The organism is Streptomyces sp. LZ34, from assembly GCF_053890475.1.
Window position 1 is genome coordinate 10,885,043 of record NZ_CM132680.1, and the last position, 19,631, is coordinate 10,904,673.

The 19,631-nt window shown below is 69.6% G+C and carries 18 protein-coding genes and 2 pseudogenes; 13 read left to right on the plus strand and 7 right to left on the minus strand.

Translation table 11 applies throughout. The features are described 5' to 3' along the window. Positions 1–77 precede the first annotated feature (77 nt). Entirely contained in the window at positions 78–2,741 is a 2,664-nt protein-coding gene (locus tag ACWY4P_RS46790) for an FHA domain-containing protein (protein ID WP_456206894.1), read from the plus strand. Positions 2,742–2,986: 245 nt separating this feature from the next. After that, complete coding sequence (locus ACWY4P_RS46795) at positions 2,987–3,619, plus strand: DUF4232 domain-containing protein (RefSeq protein ID WP_456206895.1); 633 nt, start codon at positions 2,987–2,989, stop codon at positions 3,617–3,619. 299 nt (positions 3,620–3,918) lie between these two features. On the opposite strand, the gene ACWY4P_RS46800 is transcribed toward ACWY4P_RS46795, so the two are convergent. Further along, positions 3,919–4,185 carry a hypothetical protein gene (locus ACWY4P_RS46800; RefSeq protein WP_456206896.1) on the minus strand — a complete coding sequence of 89 codons (267 nt, stop codon included), beginning with the start codon at positions 4,183–4,185 and terminating at the stop codon, positions 3,919–3,921. A gap of 447 nt (positions 4,186–4,632) precedes the next feature. Here ACWY4P_RS46800 and ACWY4P_RS46805 point away from each other — a divergent pair, with 447 nt between their 5' ends. The 4 genes from ACWY4P_RS46805 (at position 4,633) to ACWY4P_RS46820 (ending at position 7,465) form a co-directional block, all read left to right on the plus strand. After that, positions 4,633–5,577, plus strand: coding sequence for a 4-hydroxybenzoate octaprenyltransferase (locus ACWY4P_RS46805; RefSeq protein ID WP_456206897.1), 945 nt, complete (start codon positions 4,633–4,635; stop codon positions 5,575–5,577). A 24-nt stretch (positions 5,578–5,601) separates the two neighbouring features. Further along, positions 5,602–6,495 (plus strand): oxygenase MpaB family protein, encoded by an 894-nt coding sequence (locus ACWY4P_RS46810; protein WP_456206898.1) that lies wholly within the window; start codon positions 5,602–5,604, stop codon positions 6,493–6,495. Between the two features lie 89 nt (positions 6,496–6,584). Beyond that, entirely contained in the window at positions 6,585–6,794 is a 210-nt protein-coding gene (locus tag ACWY4P_RS46815) for a type II toxin-antitoxin system VapB family antitoxin (RefSeq protein WP_456213292.1), read from the plus strand. Beyond that, positions 6,791–7,465, plus strand: coding sequence for a PIN domain-containing protein (locus tag ACWY4P_RS46820; protein WP_456206899.1), 675 nt, complete (start codon positions 6,791–6,793; stop codon positions 7,463–7,465). The genes ACWY4P_RS46815 and ACWY4P_RS46820 overlap by 4 nt, the downstream gene beginning before the upstream one ends. A 4-nt stretch (positions 7,466–7,469) precedes the next feature. Here the strand turns inward: ACWY4P_RS46820 and ACWY4P_RS46825 are convergent. Both ACWY4P_RS46825 and ACWY4P_RS46830 read right to left on the minus strand, forming a co-directional pair. Further along, positions 7,470–8,106, minus strand: a pseudogene (locus ACWY4P_RS46825) (transposase); the annotation flags it as partial. A 462-nt stretch (positions 8,107–8,568) separates the two neighbouring features. Beyond that, the gene (locus tag ACWY4P_RS46830) at positions 8,569–9,456 is read right to left on the minus strand and encodes an alpha/beta fold hydrolase (RefSeq protein WP_456206900.1); all 888 of its coding nucleotides are present in this window, start codon (positions 9,454–9,456) and stop codon (positions 8,569–8,571) included. Positions 9,457–9,812: 356 nt separating this feature from the next. Between ACWY4P_RS46830 and ACWY4P_RS46835 the strand changes: the two genes are divergently transcribed. The 3 genes from ACWY4P_RS46835 (at position 9,813) to ACWY4P_RS46845 (ending at position 11,317) form a co-directional block, all read left to right on the plus strand. Further along, on the plus strand, positions 9,813–10,199 hold the full coding sequence (locus tag ACWY4P_RS46835) for a LysR family transcriptional regulator (protein ID WP_456206901.1): 387 nt from the start codon (positions 9,813–9,815) through the stop codon (positions 10,197–10,199). Between the two features lie 141 nt (positions 10,200–10,340). Then, complete coding sequence (locus ACWY4P_RS46840) at positions 10,341–10,532, plus strand: hypothetical protein (RefSeq protein WP_456206902.1); 192 nt, start codon at positions 10,341–10,343, stop codon at positions 10,530–10,532. A gap of 545 nt (positions 10,533–11,077) precedes the next feature. Continuing rightward, a complete protein-coding gene (locus ACWY4P_RS46845) occupies positions 11,078–11,317 on the plus strand; it encodes a hypothetical protein (protein WP_456206903.1) in 240 nt (79 codons plus the stop codon). A 158-nt stretch (positions 11,318–11,475) separates the two neighbouring features. Here ACWY4P_RS46845 and ACWY4P_RS46850 read toward each other — a convergent pair whose 3' ends face one another. Next, positions 11,476–12,390, minus strand: coding sequence for an MBL fold metallo-hydrolase (locus ACWY4P_RS46850; RefSeq protein WP_456206904.1), 915 nt, complete (start codon positions 12,388–12,390; stop codon positions 11,476–11,478). A 957-nt stretch (positions 12,391–13,347) separates the two neighbouring features. Between ACWY4P_RS46850 and ACWY4P_RS46855 the strand changes: the two are divergent. Together ACWY4P_RS46855 and ACWY4P_RS46860 are read left to right on the plus strand one after the other, a co-directional pair. Then, positions 13,348–14,441, plus strand: a pseudogene (locus ACWY4P_RS46855) (transposase); the annotation flags it as partial. Positions 14,442–14,679: 238 nt separating this feature from the next. Further along, the gene (locus tag ACWY4P_RS46860; RefSeq protein WP_456206905.1) at positions 14,680–15,780 is read left to right on the plus strand and encodes a hypothetical protein; all 1,101 of its coding nucleotides are present in this window, start codon (positions 14,680–14,682) and stop codon (positions 15,778–15,780) included. 457 nt (positions 15,781–16,237) lie between these two features. Here the strand turns inward: ACWY4P_RS46860 and ACWY4P_RS46865 are convergent, their stop codons facing one another. Beyond that, positions 16,238–16,915 carry a DUF4232 domain-containing protein gene (locus ACWY4P_RS46865; RefSeq protein ID WP_456206906.1) on the minus strand — a complete coding sequence of 226 codons (678 nt, stop codon included), beginning with the start codon at positions 16,913–16,915 and terminating at the stop codon, positions 16,238–16,240. A gap of 222 nt (positions 16,916–17,137) precedes the next feature. Here ACWY4P_RS46865 and ACWY4P_RS46870 point away from each other — a divergent pair, with 222 nt between their 5' ends. Beyond that, entirely contained in the window at positions 17,138–17,512 is a 375-nt protein-coding gene (locus ACWY4P_RS46870; protein WP_456206907.1) for a hypothetical protein, read from the plus strand. A gap of 73 nt (positions 17,513–17,585) precedes the next feature. After that, a complete protein-coding gene (locus ACWY4P_RS46875) occupies positions 17,586–18,299 on the plus strand; it encodes a hypothetical protein (protein WP_456206908.1) in 714 nt (237 codons plus the stop codon). Between the two features lie 120 nt (positions 18,300–18,419). Here the strand turns inward: ACWY4P_RS46875 and ACWY4P_RS46880 are convergent, their stop codons facing one another. Continuing rightward, positions 18,420–18,599, minus strand: coding sequence for a hypothetical protein (locus tag ACWY4P_RS46880; RefSeq protein WP_456206909.1), 180 nt, complete (start codon positions 18,597–18,599; stop codon positions 18,420–18,422). A 210-nt stretch (positions 18,600–18,809) separates the two neighbouring features. After that, positions 18,810–19,490 carry a class I SAM-dependent methyltransferase gene (locus ACWY4P_RS46885; protein WP_456206910.1) on the minus strand — a complete coding sequence of 227 codons (681 nt, stop codon included), beginning with the start codon at positions 19,488–19,490 and terminating at the stop codon, positions 18,810–18,812. Between the last annotated feature and the right edge of the window lie 141 nt (positions 19,491–19,631).

Below are 19,631 nucleotides of genomic sequence, written 5' to 3' on the forward strand. Positions count from 1 at the left end.
GAACCGCAGGAACCGTCCGAGCCGTCGTCTGCCCTCGCGCAGACGGCCTCGGTGCACACGACCGACTTGGGGCAGACGTGCCGGAACTTGTACTGCATGCCAATGGACGCACCTGGACCCTGGAGGCGTCCCGGAGCTACACCATCGGGCGCGACCAGCAGGCCGACATCTCGTGCATCGACCGCCGAGTCTCCCGGCGGCACCTCGTGATCCGTTGTGACGGCGGGACGTGGGTCATCGAAGATCTCGGCAGCGCGAATGGCACGTTCACCGAAGGGCGTCGTATCCAGCGGATCGAGATCGGCCACGGTTCGATCGTCCGGCTGGGAGACGTCTCCACCGGCATGCGGCTGGACTTCACCGGAGCCTCGGCGGTGGTGGGCGACGATCAGGTGCGTGTTGACGCTCGGATACGCGCGGGGCTGCCCCAGGACGAGGCCCGTCCCAAGGCCCGGGGTGCCACGGATCGGGGCACGTCGGCGGCGGCCGCCGCCACACCCCCGGTGGTGCCTGGTCCCCGGGCGGGGGAGGTTCCGGGAGCCCCCACGGGGGCGGCGGCCCGTGGCGACGACCTGTTCCGGCCCCTCCCTCACCTCGCCGCATCCGACCTCACCCGTGCCGCAGTTCCCCGGACTCCCGTAGACACGGGTGACGCCCGGGACATCCACCGGCCCGAAGGACCCACAGCCGGTCCCCGTGGAGCCGCCGCGGCCCTTTCCATCGACCGGGACCCCTCGGGCGTCCACCCACTCGTCCTGGGACAACGGCTGCGTATCGGTCGCGCGCCGGACAACGAACTCGTGGTGGAGGGCCCGTATGTCTCCCGCCACCACGCGGAGTTCCGGCCCCTGCCCGGTGGCCGATTCGAAATCGTCGACCTCGGCAGTCACAACGGCACCTATGTCAACGGGCAGCCCGTGGACCGCCGGATCATCGGCCCGTACGACATCGTCGGTGTCGGCCACTCCACCTTCCGTCTCGCCGGGGACCGGCTGGAGGAGTTCGTCGATACCGGTGAGGTGTCCTTCACCGCCCGCAACCTGACAGTGACCGTCGGGCGCGGTAAGACCATCCTGGACGACGTCTCCTTCGGTGTCCCCGAGAAGTCGCTGGTCGCGGTGATCGGGCCGTCGGGCTCCGGGAAGTCCACCCTTCTGCGCGCACTCACCGGCTACCGGCCCGCCGACCGTGGTCAGGTGCTCTACGACCACCGCGATCTCTACGCCCAGTTCGCCGAGTTGCGCCGCCGTATCGGCCTCGTCCCGCAGGATGACATCCTGCACAAGGAGCTGACCGTCGACACCGCTCTGAAGTACGCGGCCAAGCTCCGCTTTCCCGGTGACACCAAGGCGGCCGAGCGCAAGGCCCGAATCGACGAGGTGCTCCAGGACCTCAGACTCGACGTCCACCGGGCCAAGAAGATCGCCTCGCTCTCCGGCGGTCAGCGCAAGCGGGTGTCCGTTGCCCTGGAACTGCTGACCAAGCCCTCCCTGCTCTTCCTCGACGAGCCCACCTCCGGTCTGGACCCGGGCCTGGACCGTGATGTCATGAAGTTGCTGCGGGAGCTCGCCGACGACGGCCGCACCGTGCTGGTGGTGACGCACTCAGTCGCCGAACTGTCCCTGTGCGACCGGGTGTTGGTCATGACTTCCGGCGGCTCCGTGGCGTACTTCGGTCCCCCGGGCGAGGCCCTGGACTACTTCGGTCACGACAGCTGGGCCGATGTCTTCTCCGCCTTCGAGAACCATCGCGACAACGACTGGGGCGGACGCTGGCGGGCTTCCCGGCAGTACGACCGGTGCATCGCCGAGATCGACTCGGCCGTACCGCCGCAGCAGCCCGGCACCCCTGCGACGCAGCCGCGCGCACGAGCTCTGCAGCGCAAACCACAGGGCTGGATCGGCCAGTTGTGGACGCTGATGCGCCGCTATGTGTCGGTCATCGCCTCCGACAAGGGCTTCATGGCGCTGATGCTGCTGCTCCCGGCCGTGCTGGGCGGAGTGAGCTGTCTGATTCCGGCGACATACGGACTCGCCCCGCCACCGCCCGACAGCCGTTTCCGCTACAACCAGGAGTCCGGAACCATTCTGCTGGTGCTGGTCGTCGGCATGTGCTTCTCCGGCGCGGCCAACTCCGTACGTGAATTGATCAAGGAACGGGTGATCTACGAACGGGAGAGAGCCACAGGTCTGTCCCGATCCGCGTATCTGATGTCGAAGGTGATCGTCCTCGGTCTGATCACCGCGATGCAGGGTGTCGTCATCTGCGCGATCGGCTTCTCCGTCCGTCAACTGCCCGCCCAGGGGCTGCTCATGCCCACGGCCGTCGAGGTCTGCGTGGTCATCAGTGCGCTGGGCTTCACCACCATGCTGTTCGGTCTGGTCATCTCCGCGCTGGTGAGGACCCCGGAGAAGACCATGCCGCTGCTCGTGATGTTCGCCGTCGTCCAGGTCGTCTTCACCGGGGTCCTCTTCAAGCTGTTCGACGCTCCGGGCATCGAACAGATCGGCTGGCTGATGCCCGCCCGCTGGGCGGTCGCCGGCGCCGGGACCACACTCGACCTCGCGCACACCATGCCGCCCTGGAATCTCGACAAGCCGGACGACCTCGACCCGCTGTGGGCCCGCACCGTCACCCAGTGGGGCATCGACCTCGGTGTGCTCCTGGCGATCGGACTGATCTGCGGCTTCGCGGTGGCCCGTCTGCTGCGCCGGCACGAGCCCGAGATCATGCGAGACTAGCGTGCGCGTTTCACCTGGCACCGTGTCCGGATCTTGATCGGAAAACCGAAGCTCGGCGACCGAGCCTCCGAGTTCACCTTCCTGGTGCGAGACCGGGCCGGGCAGCTCTTCGCCAGCCGGGGCGGGGTCCACGGCCAGGCGTTAGCCGGATGTTAGTGGGGCGGCAGTGTTGCGGTAGTGGCCCCGGTCAGAGTTGTTGTCGTACCGAGCAGACGACGACACCGACCTCTCCGGGGGGACTCGAAATGCGCTCCAACACCACTGCCCGCATCGCCCGCCGTCGCACCCTCCGCGTCGCCGCCGCGGTCCTGACCGCAGCCGCCGCCCTGACCCTGACGGCCTGCAACAACGACACGAAGTCCGGGGGCCAGGCCGACACGGCCCCGGCCGGGTCCAGCAGCTCCCCGGGTTCCTCCGACGGCAAGGGAGGCTCGGAGGCGGGTGTCGAGCGCTGCCGCACCGAAAACCTGGAAGCCGCGTTCGCCACGGGTGAGGACGCGCTCCCGGTGCCGGAGGAGAGCGCGGGCGGCGCGACGACCGCCACCATCGTCCTGATGAACAAGGGCACCAGCTCCTGCAGGATCGGCGGCTTCCCCGGTGTGGACCTGACCTCGATAAACGGCGGCGAGCGCTGGTCCTTGGCCCGCTCCTCGCAGAAGTGGAGCTCCCTGGAGGTGGAGGCCGGCCAGAGCACCGAGTTCACCCTCAACCTCGCCTTCACCAAGGAGGAAGAGGGCTTCTACCAGCCGGCCTGGGTCGAGATCACCCCGCCCAACGAGACCAAGTCCCTCAAGATCGAGTGGCCCTGGGAGACCGACAGCCTCGTCGACCAGCGCGGCGCCACCCGCCCCGCCACCTTCGTCAACCCCATCGGCTGACCAGCCCAGAGCTGTGCCATGAAAGTCCGCTTCCCCGGTGCGTCACACCAGGGCAGCGGACTTTCCGTTTCACGGCCCGTGCCCGGTGGGAACCCACGGGTCCAGCGCTGTGCCTCGGGCCGATGCATCCGTGGGTTCGGCTGGAACACGAGGATGCTGAGCGAGCGGAAGTCGCGTGCAAGGCCGTCGAGGAACTCGCCCAGGTTGTCCCAGACGGTCATGGTCATGGTCACGGTTTCGAGCCGTGCACGGACACCGACATCCAGATCGGGCCGACGGGTCGGAAGCTGCTGTCGCTGTCAATCGTCTGAGGCTCCGGCCGCTGGCGCTGGACTGGCGGCTCGGTCTGGTGGTGTGCGCGGCGCTGCCGGTGCCGTGGCCGGGCCGTAGACGGCCATGGTCACCCCAAGGCCGGCGAGCGCTGCGGTGGAGTGGTGTCCCAGGACAGCGGTGTCCACGAGGGCGCCTGCCGAAGCCGCGATCATCGACAGGTAGAGCGGTAGTGCGGTTGCTGCGATCTGCTTGATCAGCCCGGTGGCCGTGGGCCGTCCGTCGTTCGTCGTCACTGGAACTGCTCCCTTGTGATCTTTGCGGATGTCGGACTCAGACGCCCGTGTTCCGCGTCGATGCACTCGGCGATCGCCTCGACCTGGTCGAAGAGGGTAGAAGTGGCCGCCTGCGAAGGTGCGGACGTGCACCGGCTTCCGGAACGCGCCGCGCCAGCCCTCTGGTGAGGCCACCGGGTCGATCAGACCGCAGAAGACCCCGCCAGGGTCCGGCTCAGCTGCGAATCAGCGGTGACTCGGTGGCCGTCGAGCACGGCAAGGTCGGCCCGCAGGATGTTCGTGACGACCGCGGAACTGATCGCGGCCACCGCCCGGCCTGCACTTATAGACCATTTCCCTTGCCCGTAAGACCGTCGTCTCTCCCTGGAAGGATCGGTAACTCACCCCAGCTGGAGCTAGGTTGGACCGATCGACATGCAATCCCCCTGGAAAGGGGCATGAATCGGTATGACCGTCGCCTCACAAGCCCCGGCCCAAGTCTCGACTCGAGTCCCGGCCCAAGGCCGTGCCGCCCGGTTGGTGGGGCGGGCCCCCGCCGGGGTGCGGCCGTATCTGGAGTTGCTGCGGCTGGACCGGCCGGTGGGGGCCTGGCTGCTGGTGGTGCCCGGATGGATCGCACTGGGAGCGATCGCCGGGCCCCGGGACGGGGCCCTGCTCGGGCTGCTGCTCCTGGTGTACGGGGTGCTGTCGAGAGGGGCCGCCTGCGGGCTCAACGATGTGCTGGACGCGCGGTTCGACGCGCAGGTGCCGCGTACGGCGGGGCGGCCCGTCGCCTCCGGGCGGCTGGCGGCCGGGCGGGCACTGGTGCTGTGTGTCGTGGTGGGGGCCGTCGCTCCGCTGGTGATGGGGTTCTGGAGTGTGGAGGCCGTGGTGTGGGCGGCGGCCGGGGCGCCCCTCGCGGCGGTGTATCCGTATATGAAGCGGGTCACCCACTGGCCGCATGTGTGGCTGGGGATCACCATCAACTGGACGTTGCCGCTGGTCTACGGCCTGCTCACCGGAGGGCTCGGGCTCGGGGGCGGGGTGCTGTACGGGGCGCTGATCTGCTGGGCCGTGGGGACGGACGTGATCTACGCCTGCCAGGACCGGGAAGCCGATGTGCGGGCCGGGGTGCGGTCGGCCGCCGTGCTGCTGGGGCGCCGTAGCCGGGTGCTGGTGGGCGGCGTGTACGCGGGGTGTGTGGTGCTGCTCGCCTGGTTCGGGGTCGTGGCCGGGCTCGGGCCGCTGTACTGGCCCGGACTGTGCGTGGTCGCGGGGCAGTTGGGATGGCAGGTATGGCGGGCCGACCCTGCGGACGTCGGAGCCTGCGGGCGGGCGTTCGGCACCAACCCCCTGTGCGGACTGCTCATCCTCGTGGCCGTGCTCGCCGGGCGGATCGGTACCCTCGGCTGAGGGACACGGACCCTGGAGGTGCTGGTGGGACTGCGGGAACGGATCGCGGCGGAACTCACGGCGACCATGCACGGCGGGGATCTCAAGCTGGAGCGGTACGCGGGGCCGCCCGGTGATCCCGGGCTGTTCGGGATCGCGCCGGGGGACCCGGTGTGGCGGGTGCACGGGCAGGCCACCGGGATGCTCACCGGCGGGTTCGCCGCGCTCATGCTCCAGTCGCTGCATCCGCTGGCCATGGCAGGGGTCGACCAGCACTCCGACTTCCGCGCCGATCCGGTCGGGCGGCTGAACGGAACCGTACGGTTCATCACCACGACCACCTTCGGCTCCTCGGCCGCCGCCCGCGAGGTGATCGACCTCGTCCGGCGGATCCACACCCGGGTGCACGGCACCGCCCCCGACGGCCGGCCGTACCGCGCGGACGACCCCGACCTGCTCACCTGGGTGCACACCGCCGAAGTACGCAGCTTCCTCGCCGGCCACCAGACCTACGCACCCCGTCCGCTCCGACTGACCCCTGCCGAGTGCGACGCCTACTACCGCCAAGCCGCCCCCGTGGCCGAGGCGTTGGGCGCACGGAACGTACCGCGCACGTCCCTCGAAGCCGAGCGCTACCTGGCCCGCCTCCGCCCCCAACTCCACGCCACTCCGGCCGCGTTGGATTCGGTACTGTTCCTCCGCCGCTTCGGACGTACACGACGGGAGCGGCTGGTCGTAGGCCTGCTCACGAACGCCTCGGTCGGACTCCTCCCCGACTGGGCCCGCACCGAACTCGGCATCCACCGCCCGGCCCCCGTCCGCACCGGCTGGGACCGGCCCCTGGCGACGGCCGTCGGACGCACCCTCCAGTGGGGGCTCGGGCCCTCCCGGATCCAGGCCGCCGCACGGGGGCGGCTGGCAGGGGCGCGGCAGGGATGACGTCGAGACATGCCCGCGTCTTGGAGGCCCATGGCCATGTTGGGCGGCTCCGTCAGGGTTTTGGTTTCGAAGAAGTCGGTGGCGAGATGATGGTCGCCGAGGCCATGCGCATCTACGGGACCAAGACGAAGGCGAAGGCCGTGCGCATGGCTATGGAGGATGCCGTCAAGCGCCACTTGCGTCAGGAGTTCGCGGACGCGATCAAGAGCGGAGAGCTCGACCTCGGCGAGATCGTCGAGAACACCGGCCCCCGTAACGCCGACGGCACCCTCCAGTGCTCTGCGCAAGGCGCTGCGTGACCGACTACCTCGCCGACAAGTCGGCACTCGCCCGCTGGGGGCATCCCTCCGTCGGCCGTGCCCTGGACGACCTCAGTGACCGGGGTGTCCTGGCTACCTGCGCGGCAGTTGAATGGGGAATGGTCTATAGCGCCCGCAATAAGCCGGATATGGCGCGCATCCGCTTTCTGCTGCGCGGTTTCAACTTCCTGTACTGCGGCGACGAGGTGTTCGAGCGCGTGCTCGAAGTGCAGGGCATCGCGCTGGAGCGCGGTTTCCACCGTGCCTTGTCTATGGCGGACCTCCTCATCGCCGCCACAGCCGAATGCCACCGGGCGACCGTACTCCACTACGACGGCGACTTCGACATGATCGCATCAATTACCGGACAGCCCGCCCAGTGGGTCGTCCCCCCCCGGGAACCGCGGACCAGTAGCCCGGCCATAGTGCCAGGACGGCTGGGGGGATTGGGCCTCGGCCTCGTGGCCCGGCGGGGCCAGGTTCGCCTGGGCGGAGGCAAAGGGGAGTGCGCCCAGTTGCAGGACGCGCGGTCTCCAAAGGAGAGGGCGGGGTCATGGCTGGCAGCATCCTGTTACGGCTGCGTACGGACTCCGGCTGGCAGCTACAGTGTGGTACGGATGGTTGCGGAGAGTTGTCGCTGGGCTGGGGGTCAAGACATCCGATGCGGATGATCTGTCAAGCGGCGGCTTCGAGAGCGGGGTTTGTGGGTGCGGGAAATGCGGTTGCTTCGTCGTAGTGGATGCCGTGGGTGAGGCAGTGGTGGAGGCATCCGAGCAGTCGGTTGAAGAGCTTGCGCTGGCGGCGGTGTGGCGGTCTTTGGCCTTGCGTCGCCGGTCGTAGTGAGCTCGGGCGCCGGGTGAGGCGGTCAGGGCGGAGAAGGCCCAGACGTAGTCGGCGGAGGCCAGGCGCTGGTTCTTGACCCGGCGGGCGAGGACGGCGACGCTTTTCCGGACGCCCGGGTGACCGGTGCGGCCCCGGCGAAGGCTTTGAGGCCTTTCGCGTCGGTGAAGCGGGATCGGTCGTCGCCGATCTCGGCGAGCACCCGGGCGCCGGTGAGTGAGCCGAGCCCTGGGAAGCTGGTGATGATCTCGGCGTCCGGGTGTGTGTTAAAAGATTCCACCGCCGCTTGGGCGAGGTCGTCTGCGCTGGTGCAGGCGGCTTCCAACTGTCGTAGCAGGGCGGTGGTCTGGTGTCCCATGGCTTGCTCGACCAGGGGGAGTTGTCGCATCTGTGGGGCGCGGAGTGCGGTGTGGAGGCGGTCGGCTTCGGTGTCGATGTCGCGCTTGCGACCGGCCTTGGCAAGGAGTGTGCGCCCTGCGTCGGCGAGGCGGTAGTGGGTGAAGTCGGCCTGCCGGGTCTCGTTGGGCAGCTCGGCCTGGAAACGGATGCAGGACGAGCGCGGCCGTTTCCTGTGTGTGGGGACGACCAGGCCGTGGGCGGTGAGGTAGCGGCTGATCGTGGCCCGTGACACGCGCAGTCGATGATGGTGCTGCAGGTGCCAGGCGATGGTCTCGGGCCCGGCGTCCAGGCCCTGTTCGGCTCGACGGCGGCGATGGCTGAGGACTTCGTGTGGCGGCACGAGCGAGCCGCCGCGAGCAGGCCCGGCGGGCTGTGCCCGTGCGGCTGCTCAGGAACGGGCGGCGTCGGCCTTCTTCGGAGCCGAGACCGCCGTCACTCAGAGGTGCCCGGAGGCCCGGTCCCGGGCACCTCCCCGCCCGGATCGATCAACAATCAAGCAGAAGATCAACCGGCCGACGCACCGGTGGCTTCAGGCTCAGGCCCAGCGCTTCAGGAACTCGATCGCTGCGGAGCCGACCTCCGCGGGATGCGAGGCACTCAGGAAGTGCTGCCCGCCCTCAATGATCTCCAGGCGCGCCTCGGGGGAGCAGGTGAACATCCGGATCTCCTCCTGGGCGTTCGGCACGGAGTACACCTGGTCCGCGGTACCGTGCAGCCACAGGACAGGGCAGCGGACCTCGTCGAGCCTGCCATGGAGCCCGTCGCGGTCCCGCAGGTTCACCGTGCTGAGGCGCAGACGGTGGCGTCCGGCGTCACCGGTGTAGTTTGCACGGTAGGCGGTGAGCCAGAACTCGCGTTCCTCGGCTGAGACGCCGCCCAGGGCCGTGGCGAAGACGGCGTCTACGACCTCGTCCGGCACGACCCAGTCCTCGCCGACCGGGTCGGCGAGGGCGTCGACGAGCGGCGTGTTGGACCCTATCCCGTCCCAGCACCCCAGGTCGCGGCTGCGCGGGCTCTCGAAGTCCATCGACGTGCCGAGCGGGATGAGGCCCCTCACGACGTCCGGGGCGAGCAGCGCCATGCGGACCGCCACCCAGCCGCCCTGCGAGGTTCCCAGCACGAAGGCCTCGTCGATCCCGAGGGCATCGAGGGCCTGCAGGTTCGCGACCGCGCTGTCCCAGTAGGTGAAGTGCTGGTACGCGGCCCTCGTGCGGCCGTGCCCGTAGGGTTCGAGGGCCAGCAGGTTGGCCGCGGACCCGAGCTCCGGGTCGGCGAACTGCGGCCGGTACAACTCGGCCGAGGTGGTGTACGAGTTGATCAGGACCAGCGTCGGGAGTGCGGGGTCGTACGGCTTGCCGAAGGTGTACCCGACGGTCGATCCCCCGAGGTGAGGGATCTCGACGGTCTGTCCGGGCTTGCTCACGGTGTACTCCTCGATTCGTATGCGGGGGTCTCTGAGAACGAGGCGTCGGAGCGGAGGACGGGAGTCCGGAGACGTCCGGCAGTCTCCGGTCCGCTCCACGCTTGCCAGCGGGTGGCGATGCAGGCGGTTCCAAGGCGCTAGTCGATGCCCTCGAAGCCCACTCGACGGAGGTCCCCACGAAAGAGCCGAACACGGCTCGACGCGCCTCGCGCTCGGCGCCGCACCTGGCCTGCCATGGTCATGCAAATTACCCCTTCGGGGGACGGCTCCGGTCGAGTCCACTGCCATGATGGGCTGATGATCCACATGATGTCGAATAATGGTTCGGCCTCACCCTGTTCGCATCTTTCGTAGCCGTGGCCCAAGAGGGCTCAATCCCGGCGGGCGCCCGCCGACAGGGAGTCACACAGCCAGCGATGACACGTCAGATCCAGCGGCTCGAGCACGATCTCGGCGTGCGGCTGCTGGTGCGCGGCACCGGACCGTTGCGGACGACACCCACGGGCGCCAGGTTCCACGACCGCCAATCGAGCCGCCAACGGTCAGCGGCCGCTGCGCGATCTCCGGCGGCGTGTGGCACTCGTACTACGACGCCACCGATGTCTCAAACGCCCGCGTCCTGGACATTGACCACCTCGTACCCCTCGCAGAGGCCCGGGACAGCTGGGGCCTCGAGCTGGTCGGCCCAGGAACGCCAGAACTACGCCAATGACCTGGGGGATGCGAGGTCCTGGCGGCGGTGAGTGCTCGAGAGAACCGCAGCAAGGCTGACCAGGACCCCCGCGAGTAGCTTCCCCCCGATCCGGGAGCGCGCTGCCGGTACATCGAGGAATGGACGGACCGTGGTGAAGTGCCGCTGGGGCTTGTCGGCAGACCCCGCTGAAGTGGCCGCTCTCACCGCCCTCGCCGACCATGCTCTCACCCGCCGTACCGAGGCGGTCGAAGATCGAGTGGAGTCTCTGCAGGTACAGACAGGCGGCAACTTCGCCGCCGTCATCGAGGGCCAGGTCGCGCTCCGTCGCGAGGTGCGAGACGGCTTCGCCAAGCTCGACGCTCGCTTCGATGCCCTGGAGTAGAAGATGGAGAGCAACCAGGCACACATGACCGAGCTGCTCACGCGTCTGGGCGGATGGAACCCGGACGCTGGCTGATCGCTTGGGCCACGTCATGCTGCGGCCTCGGACCCCTCGTGGACGTCCGGGGCCGCAGCCGTAGCCGGTTCTATGCGGTGGATGACGCCGTGCCGGGTACCGTCTGCCCTGAGACGCGGGTGGTCAAGGCACGGTGGAGGATCGCCGCCGCCGAGGCTGCTGACCTGGTCGGGAACGCTAACGTGGCGGTCGGCGACGTATGCCGCCCCGACCGGGCGCTTCGGAACTACCCCAGAGCCACACTGCCGGACTCGCGCCGCAGCGTGGAAGCACAGCGGGTTTCACAAGCTGTCGCCAGGAACGCTGAAGACCACCGACCTGCGCGATGGGCGACTGTTCCTGCCGAACCGGACGGTCCTGCTCGCCGAACCCGTGCGTACTCGTCTGGCGACCTAACTGGACTACCGAAACCGGCGCTGGCCCGCACCGCCAACCCCCACCTGTTCGTCTCCCGGACCACGGGCTGCGGCGTGGAGCCGGTCAGCCACGTCTGGACCAACGATGTACTCGGCATGTCCACCAGCCGGCTCCGGGAGGACCGCCTCCTCCACGAGGCCGAGGCCACCGGCGGCGACCCCCGCCGCATCTGTGACTTGTTCGGCCTGTCCGTCGGCGCGGCCCTGCGCTACACCGGCACCATCGATCAACCCGGCCTCATCGAACACAGCCTCCGCAACGCGGGACCGGCACCGAGGCAGGGGTCCGAGTAGGAACGGACCAGGAAACCGGTGTTGCTGTCAGGAGTTTTGACGGGCCGTGGTCCGGGTCGTGCGCCGAGCCGGCCGGGCTCCGGAGGCCCGGCCGGCAACCTGCGCGGCGGCTGGTCGTTTCACGCGCTGCTCACGCGTCGGCCCCAACCGAAGTGCGGTCAGTAATCCCAGACGGCCGGTACGAAACGGAAGGCGTTGCCGGCGACCGCCACGTGGCAGACGGACGGGAACGGCAGGTGAGTGGCCACCAGTTGCTCGCCGCTCGCCGCCAGCTCTTTCAAGAGACGGATCCGGACGCGGGCTGATTCCTCGGGGTCGTGGTCGAAGCCGTTGTGCCACTCGGGGTTGTCGAACCCGCACTGGAACACGGCATCGCCGGCGAACGTCAGCCGGTCGCCGCCGGACTCCAGGCGGACGATGCTGTGGCCGGGGGTGTGACCGCCGGTGCGACAGATCAATACTCCCGGCGCCACCTCGTACTCCGTCTCGAACGGCTGCAACTGGCTGCGGTACACATCCAGGAACCGCGAGGCGGTCGTTCGAAGCACGTCCGGCACCGGTGCCGGCATGGCGGTGCGGGAGAAATCAGGCGCTTCCCAGAACTCGGCCTCGGCGGCCGCCAGGTGGACCCGCAGGTCCGGGCGCAGCCGGCGCCTCAGACCGTCGATGAGCAGCCCGCCGATGTGGTCCATGTGCAAGTGGGTGAGCACCACGTCGGTCACGGATGTGGGATCGATCCCGGCGGCGTCCAGTCGCATGGCCAACTGCCCGGCCCGCGGGAAGCCCGGAAACTCTGTCCCCAGCCCGGAATCGATGAGGATGGTCCGGCCACCGCTGCGCACCACGGCCACATTCAGTGGCCAGTCGAGCATCTCCGGTGGCAAGAACATGTCACTGAGCCAGGCCGCCAGGTCGGCCGTGGCGGCGTTGGTGGCCATCGTCGCGGGGGGTATCGGCAGCACCCCGTCGCTGATCACCATCACGTCGATGTCGCCGACCTTCAGCGCGTAGCGCGACGGAACTAATTCGTCATACCCCGGTGCATCGGGGCGTGAGATGTTGACCCGGCTCATGTTGTTCTCCTCTTGAAGAGCGTTGCCGAAGACATCGACGGCGCCATGGGGCACACCGTTCAGTCATCACCTAGGACCGGACGGCAGCTCGGTTTGTGACAGCCGTCCTGCTCCCTCGCCCCCGCCTCGCCCGACCGATCATGCCGAGGATTGGCCCAAGTGATTCCCCGACGCGGCCACATCGGTCACGTTTCCGCACGTCAGCGCCTCTCTTGTGCGTTCGGGGCCGCTCGTCTTCCACGGACCTAGGTGATCATGAAGTTGTCGTCCGCCCGGGCCAGGCCGCACGACCGACACGAGCCCGGAGCTCGTCAGCACCAACTCGGCGCCAACACTCGGACGAGGAGGCCGAGGCGCAGACGCGGCGCCTGCTGGCCACCCGCTACAACACCGTCCGTCCCTTCCTGTCCCTCCTCGGGGAGTCGCCCGCGCTGGGGGCGGCCTCCGGAGGCAAGCGGATTCTGGAGGCGGTGAAGCGGCTCCCGGCGCTTGCCCGGCGGAAGGTGAAGGCCAAACCGCTGCTGCCCCGCGAGATCGACGCCAAGCTGGTGCTGGCGCCGTGGAAGAAGGCGGTGTACTCCAACCCGGAGCTACCCGAAGGCGCAGTGGACCGCGACGCGTACACCGTGTGCGTGCTGGAGCAGCTGTTCCGGGCACTGAACCGGCGCGACGTGTTCGCCTCGCCGTCGAACCGGTGGGCGGACCCGCGGGCGCGGCTCCTGGACGGCAAGCAGTGGGAGGCCGTCTCCGAGGAGGACGTACTGCACGGCGCCAAGCTCAGCTTCGAGATTCAGCCCAACGGCCGCCTCAAGCTGAACGTCGACCGGCTCGGCGCACTCGGCGAGAGTGACTCCCTGAAGTGGCTGCGCAAGACCACCGCGAAGATGCTCCCGAAGATCGACCTTGCCGGACCTGCTGTTCGAGGTCGACTCATGGACCGGATTCCTGGACGCCTTCGTGTACCTGGGCGGCGGCCGCACTCGCATGGAGAACCTGAAGACCTATCTGGTCGCGCTGCTGGTGAGCGAGGCGTGCAACATCGGCTACACCCCCGTCATCGACGCCGACGACGAGGCGCTCACCCGGGCCCGGCTGGTCCACGTCGACCAGTACTACCTGCGCGCCGACACCATCGCCGCAGCGAACGCGAAGCTGATCGAGGCCCAGGGGCGGGTGCCGATCGTGGAGCACTGGGGCGAGGGCCTGCTCGCCTCGGTCCACGGGCTGCGGTTCGTGGTGCCGAAGCGGACCATCAACGCCGGGCCGTCGCCGAAGTACTACCACTTCAAACGCGGAATTACATGGCTAGATGCTGTAAATGACCAGGTGGCGGGCATCGGGCAGATGGTGGTGCCCGGAACTCCGCGCGACTCCCTGCACATCCTGGACACCCTGCTGAACCTCGACGCCGGGGTGAAGCCGGACATGGTGGCCACCGACAACGTCTCCTACTCCGACATGGTGTTCGGCCTGTTCTCCCTACTCGGCTACAACTTCTCGCCCGCTTCCGCGATCTGGCCGACCAGAGGTTCTGGCGGGCGGAGATGCCCGGAGCAGACACCGGCGGATATGGGCCGCTGGAGCCGCTGGCCTGCAACAAGGTGAACCTGAACAAGGTGATCACGCACTGGCCGGACATGCTCCGGGTGGTCGGCTCCCTGGTCACCGGGCAGGTCCGCGCGTACGATCTGCTGCGGGTGTTCGGCCGTGAGGGACGCCCCACCCCGCTGGGCACCGCGTTCGCCGAGTACGGGCGGATCGCCAAGACCCTGCACCTGCTGCGCGTGGTCGGCCCGGTCGACGACACCTACCGGCGGCAGATGAACCGGCAGCTCACCGTGCAGGAGTCCCGCCACAAGCTCGCCCGCGACATCTGCCATGGCAAGCGCGGGCAGATCATGCAGGCGTACCGGACAGGTCAGGAGGACCAGCTCGGCGCTCTCGGTCTGGTGCTGAATGCCGCCGTGCTCTGGACGACCCGCTATCTGGACGCCGCCGTCGAGGAGTTGCGGGCGCTGCCCGCCGACGAGCGCGAGCGCGACGTCCTGGACGAGGACGTCGCCCGTGTCTCCCCGCTCAAGCACGCGAACCTCAACGTGCTCGGCCGATACAGCTTCCGCGCCTCCACCCCGATCGACGGCGGCTTGCGCCCGCTGCGCGACCCGCGTGCGGGCGGTCTCGACGCCCACACCGTCCGCCCAGCCGGTCTCGCTGTCAGCGCTCTGTGTCATTATGCGGACGCGTCCCAGAGGAGTGGGCCGCGGTCTACTGATTGCCAGGGGGTTGGGGATGGGCGCGGGTACGGAGCCGGACGGCTCGTCCAGGTCCGACGAGGAGTGGGAGCGGTTTCTGCGCGAGTCGGTGGCGGGTGCCGCCGACGCGCCCAAGGAGCCGTCGGCGCGGGCCCGCGAAGTGGCAAAGCGGCTGCGCGCGGAGCCCGGCCGCGGCCCGGAGGGCTGGCGCAGCTACACGCCCGCGCGGCCCAAGCGGCGCACGGGCTGGTACGTGGTCGGGCTGCTGGCTTCGCTGGTGCTGCTGGTGGTGGCGCTCGCGCCGGGGCGGATAGTGGACCTGTTCGCCGGCGACGACCCTGACTCCCCGCCGCTGGCGGCCGAGACCGCCCGCCCGACCCAGGCACCCCCGGCGGAGGCGGCCCAACGCCCCACCATGGAGGAGCCGTTCCGCGGCTCGCCGGCGGCGAGCTGGGCGAGCGGAGCGGCGGGAATCAGCGTGCCGAAGGCCGGGGCGGTCGGCTGGATGAGCGCGGCCGAGGTCGAGCGGGCCCTCGCCCACAGCCGAGACTTCCTCGTCGCGTCCGGCCTGGACCGCGGGGTGCTGCGGGGCGAGCGCCCCGAGAAGGCGATTGCACTGATCAACCCGCACCAGAAGGACGTCCAAGACCTTCTGAAAACCGCTTTCCGAACCCCGAGCGAGAAGAACGACCCCCTCCTCCTCTTCAGCCGCTTCCAGCCCTCCCGCACCCACCTGGTCGGCGACGTCGTGAAGACCCGGGGCCGGCTCACCTACCGGGAGGGCGAGCGCGGCGCGCTCCAGGTGACCGCCGACGTCACCTTCGTCTACCCGGTCACCCGCGCGGACGCGGGCGGCGACGACGAGATCGTGCGCACGATCGTCCGGCGCGAGCTGGTCCTGAGCTGGGACGACCCTGACAAGGTGATCACCGAGCCGGGCACGTTCTCGATCGTCTCGTACAAGTACGACATGACCAACGGTGGCTGCGGCGCCCCCACGGGCTACTTCACCCCGCCCTTCGGCACGGACCGCCGGGCGGACGAGGCCGGCACGGAGATCGACCCGTACGACCGCAGCGCGCCGGTCGGGCAGGGCGAGTCCTCCGGGGACGAGTGCAGGAGGGCGACGCGGTCCTAGCGGGCGGCACTCGGTGGCGGCCACCCCAACCCCGAGGGCGATGAACATCCAGCCGCCGATCCACTCCCAGCGCCGACGCCAGGCCGGTCGGCCGAGCACCGCGCGCAGCCGGGCGGCGACGTGCACGAGCGCCAGCCAGTAGACGACGCCAATCGCGACATCGAGCGCGCCGAGTCAGCCACGTCCGGTACGCAGCACCAGTTGCGCTGGACAGTTCCGCGCTCAACGGCCGAGTGCAATGCTCACTGGCCAACGAGAGCGCTCAGTGTGCGACACGAGGTCGCACACTGAGCGTTGTAGTTGGCCAGTTGAGCATGTGGGTGGGCAGGCTAGCGCGAGCGGGGTCCCAAGGGCGGTTTCCGGTGATCTCGCCATGTCGCTGGTCGCCGGGGAGCCTTGCGAGTTGCCGGCCGTAGACGTGCTGGAAGGCGGTGACGCGTCACTGGCCGACGGGCTGTCAGAAGTCGTACGGCTTCGTGGTGCTCCAGTTCAGCACGTCGGCCTCGTTCCAGCTGAACTGCGTCTTCTCGCCCTTGGTGTCGACGGAGTAGAAGGGGCCGTCGTGACCGTCCGCGCCGCGCAGCGCGATGGCGAACGACTGCGCCGTCTGGTTCTCCGAGCCGTAGTCGAAGAGGTTCACCGCGCTGTATGCCTTGCCGCCGGGCTGGAGCGTGATGCGCTTGTCGCCGCCCGGGTTGTCCTTCTTCGAGTGCGGCAGTGCGGCGCCGTCGTCGCCGAGCCTCACGGCCGGGTACGAGGTGACCCAGCATGGCTTGGTGCCCTCGTTCGACGCGGTGACCAGCAGGTGGTCGCCCTGCTGCCCGGCGAACCGGTGCATCGCGGTGACCAGCATCTCGTCGCCGCGGCACTGCTGGGCGCCGACCGCTGTGCCCTTGCTCGCGACCTCGTCCGTCCCGCCCGAGGCGCCCGCCTTGGTGTCACCGCCGCTGTTGGCCTGCTCCGCGCCGCCCTTGCCGTCCCCGTCGGACGCGGGCCGGCTCTGCGCGGTACCGGCGGCGTTGTCGCCGCCCGCCGCCTTCGAGCCGCCGTCGGCGCCGCCGCAGGCGGTCAGGCCCAGCGCCAGCGCGGCGGTGACGGCGGCCAGGGTGGCGGTACGAATCCGGGAAGTACGCATGATCGGGTTCCCCCTGCGTTTTGTGCGGGAGTCTTCTTTGGCGGTTCCCGCGGTGTGGACACCACTTTTCCCGGGGCCACTGACGTTCTGGAAACGTCTCACTCACGTCCCGCAAACAAACCGCGCGCGAACGGGTGAGGCCGAGCCGCGGGCGGCCTGGAGCTCCTCACCGGCCGGATCAGCGCTGGCGTTGGCCGCACCCGCTGCGGACCCGCCGGAGCGGTGCTGTCCACCCTCCGCAAGGCCCTCGGCCTGGCCGACGGCATCGAGGAACTGACCGACGGCGGCGACTGGCTGGGAATTCCGTTGCGCTTCACCGCCGGTGAGCCCGTGAGTATCCCCGCCGCTACCCGGCTGCACGCCGTGGACGCGAGCGTGACCGTCGTGAGGAACACTGTGTTCGTCACCGACTGGGCCCGCCGGTACTTCGGCCCGTGGTGGAACGCCTACGCGGTCGACGCCGAGAGCATCGGCACCGCCCCTGTTGTCGTCGCCGACGTCAACCAGCCGGCCTACGCCGACCTCGCCACACTGATCGAAGCGTGCCCCCCACCAGGAGGTCACCTACACCAAGGCCCGGACCCTCCTCGCCTGTGACGGCGCGGGCACCATCACCGCCGTCTCGCCCGAGGCGGGATGCCTGACCATCGCCGGTCTCATCGCCGAGCCCGTGGCCCTGGCCGCCGCCCGCATCGCCCGCATCGCCCGCGAGATGATCCGCGCGGCACTACTGAGCGACGGGTGGACACTCCTTCACGCCTCCGCCGTCGTCCGCGACGGGAAGACCGTGCTCACCTTCGGTTCCAAGGGAGCTGGGAAGACCACCACCGCCCTGCTGCTGGCCTCCTGCGGGCTCCAACTGCTCGCCAGCGCCCGGGCCTTCATTCGCCCCGACGCCGACGGCCTGCAGGTACTGCCGTGGCCGTCGGCGGCCGCCATCGGCCTGGGCCTGCTCGACGCGCTCGGCCTGTACGACGTCGTCCGCGACCGGCTCAAGTCAGGCGAACAGCTCCACCCCACCCAGCACCAGGACGTCACCGACGCTCTTCTCGCCGGACGGCGCGAGCCGCTGTGGGAGGCCGGCGGCAATCGGGAGAAGCGGGAGAAGAAAGTGCAGGTCTTCCCTGACCAGTTCGACACCTGGTTCGGCATGACCCTCGCCACCGGCGGCACGGCATCGACGGCGGTGGCACCGATCGGGTCCGAGCCGCCGTCGCCGACCACCTCGCCCAGCTCCCGCACCACCCGGTGGTCCTGGGCCACGACGCCAACGCCAACGCGGACTTCCTCAGCAAACTCGCCGACAGCATCTGACAGCCGCCGGACCGGCGGGCACACCGCCGCGGCGGCGACGAGACGGCCTGAGGCTGACGGAGCCTGCTGACTGGCAGGCTCCGTCAGTCCGCTGGTCGGGGCGTACGACCGGTGCGGATCTCTCCGAAATACTTGCGTGCGGTGCCTTCGGCCAGCCCCACAGTGCCGTTCCGTAGGGGGCGGAGCGGGGTCAGCTGTCGACGTTCCCGGGTTCGGGCTCGGCCAGGGCGTCGTTGGTGGCGTCCAGGTACTGGTCGCGGTCCCGCGCGGTGACCCACAGATGCGATGCTCGGCGGCCGCGCTGGGCGGGCACGTAGAGAGGCACGTACTCCTGGCCCGCGGTCGCGGCGATGAGCCGGTCGAGCCGCATGCCGAGCGTGGGCGCCCAGGTGCCGTGCCTCCGGTTGCAGCGTCCGTAGCCGCGATCTGGGCAGGGCAGGGGATTGCGGCTGTCGCATGGCAAATGGTCGGGGTTTCGGAGGAGCGAGAATGCCCTTGATCTTTAAGGGGCCCAGCGCTTTGTCAGCGGCTCGGGCATCGAGCCAGCCCAGCTGGCGGGCTTGCTGCGAGCGGAGGGGCCTCAGCGCAGCCGGCGCGCGCGCAGCACCAGGTCGTCGGTATGGTGCGCGCCGGCGCCGCCGTCGGGCGCCACGCGTGGCCGCTGCTCGTCCACCTCCACCTCCCAGTCGTCGCTGAGCAGAGCGGCGACCATCGAGGGCCAGACGTAGTCAGCCGGGTCGAAGCCGCTGTCGTGCGCCTGCTGGTTGTCCATCCCCGCGTGGTGTACGAGCAGCAGCACGCCGCCGGGCGCGACGGCCGCGAGCAGCGCTCGCTCGGCTGCGGCGTCGGGGGTGCGCAGCAGGGCTGGGTACTGCGCGGAGACCAGGTCAAAAGAGGCTGGCGGGAGCGCCGCCTCCGTCAGGGCGGCGTGTACCCAGCGAACAGTGAGGCCTGCCTCCCGTGCGTGCCCGGCCGCCCGCTCCAGCGCCACGCCCGAGACCTCGAGCGCGGTCACGTCCCAGCCGCCGCGCGCGAGCCAGACGGCGTCCGCGCCCTCGCCACAGCCGACGTCGAGCACCCGCCCAGGTGTGAGCCCGGCGACCTCGGCCACGAGCGCACCGTTGGGCTGGCCGCTCCACAGTTGTTGTCGGTCGGCGTACCGGTTGTCCCACTCCGCCCGCACCGCGGGGTCTCCGACGTAGCCGTCGGCAGGCGAGGGGGTGCCGGACACGGGTGATCCTGCTGTGATGTTGTCGGTCACGGACCCACCGTCGCCCATCGTGTCCCGGGCACGCCACTACTGTTGCCGGTCCGGCAAAACGGCGTCGGGCGCGGAGGGAAGCGGACCTGACCACCTGAAGCCCTCTGTTCTCCGATCGTGTGGTTTTGTCGCCGGTCAGCC

Excerpts from the sequence above, each read along its gene's own strand:
- ACWY4P_RS46795 (WP_456206895.1), top strand. The coding sequence starts at position 2,987 with ATGCGCTCCAACACCACTGCCCGCATCGCCCGCCGTCGCACCCTCCGC.
- ACWY4P_RS46880 (WP_456206909.1), bottom strand. The coding sequence starts at position 18,599 with ATGCGGCTCGACCGGCTCATCGCCGCGACCGCGGGCCAGGAGTACGTG.
- ACWY4P_RS46805 (WP_456206897.1), top strand. The coding sequence starts at position 4,633 with ATGACCGTCGCCTCACAAGCCCCGGCCCAAGTCTCGACTCGAGTCCCG.
- ACWY4P_RS46865 (WP_456206906.1), bottom strand. The coding sequence starts at position 16,915 with ATGCGTACTTCCCGGATTCGTACCGCCACCCTGGCCGCCGTCACCGCC.
- ACWY4P_RS46815 (WP_456213292.1), top strand. The coding sequence starts at position 6,585 with ATGGTCGCCGAGGCCATGCGCATCTACGGGACCAAGACGAAGGCGAAG.
- ACWY4P_RS46850 (WP_456206904.1), bottom strand. The coding sequence starts at position 12,390 with ATGAGCCGGGTCAACATCTCACGCCCCGATGCACCGGGGTATGACGAA.
- ACWY4P_RS46860 (WP_456206905.1), top strand. The coding sequence starts at position 14,680 with ATGGGCGCGGGTACGGAGCCGGACGGCTCGTCCAGGTCCGACGAGGAG.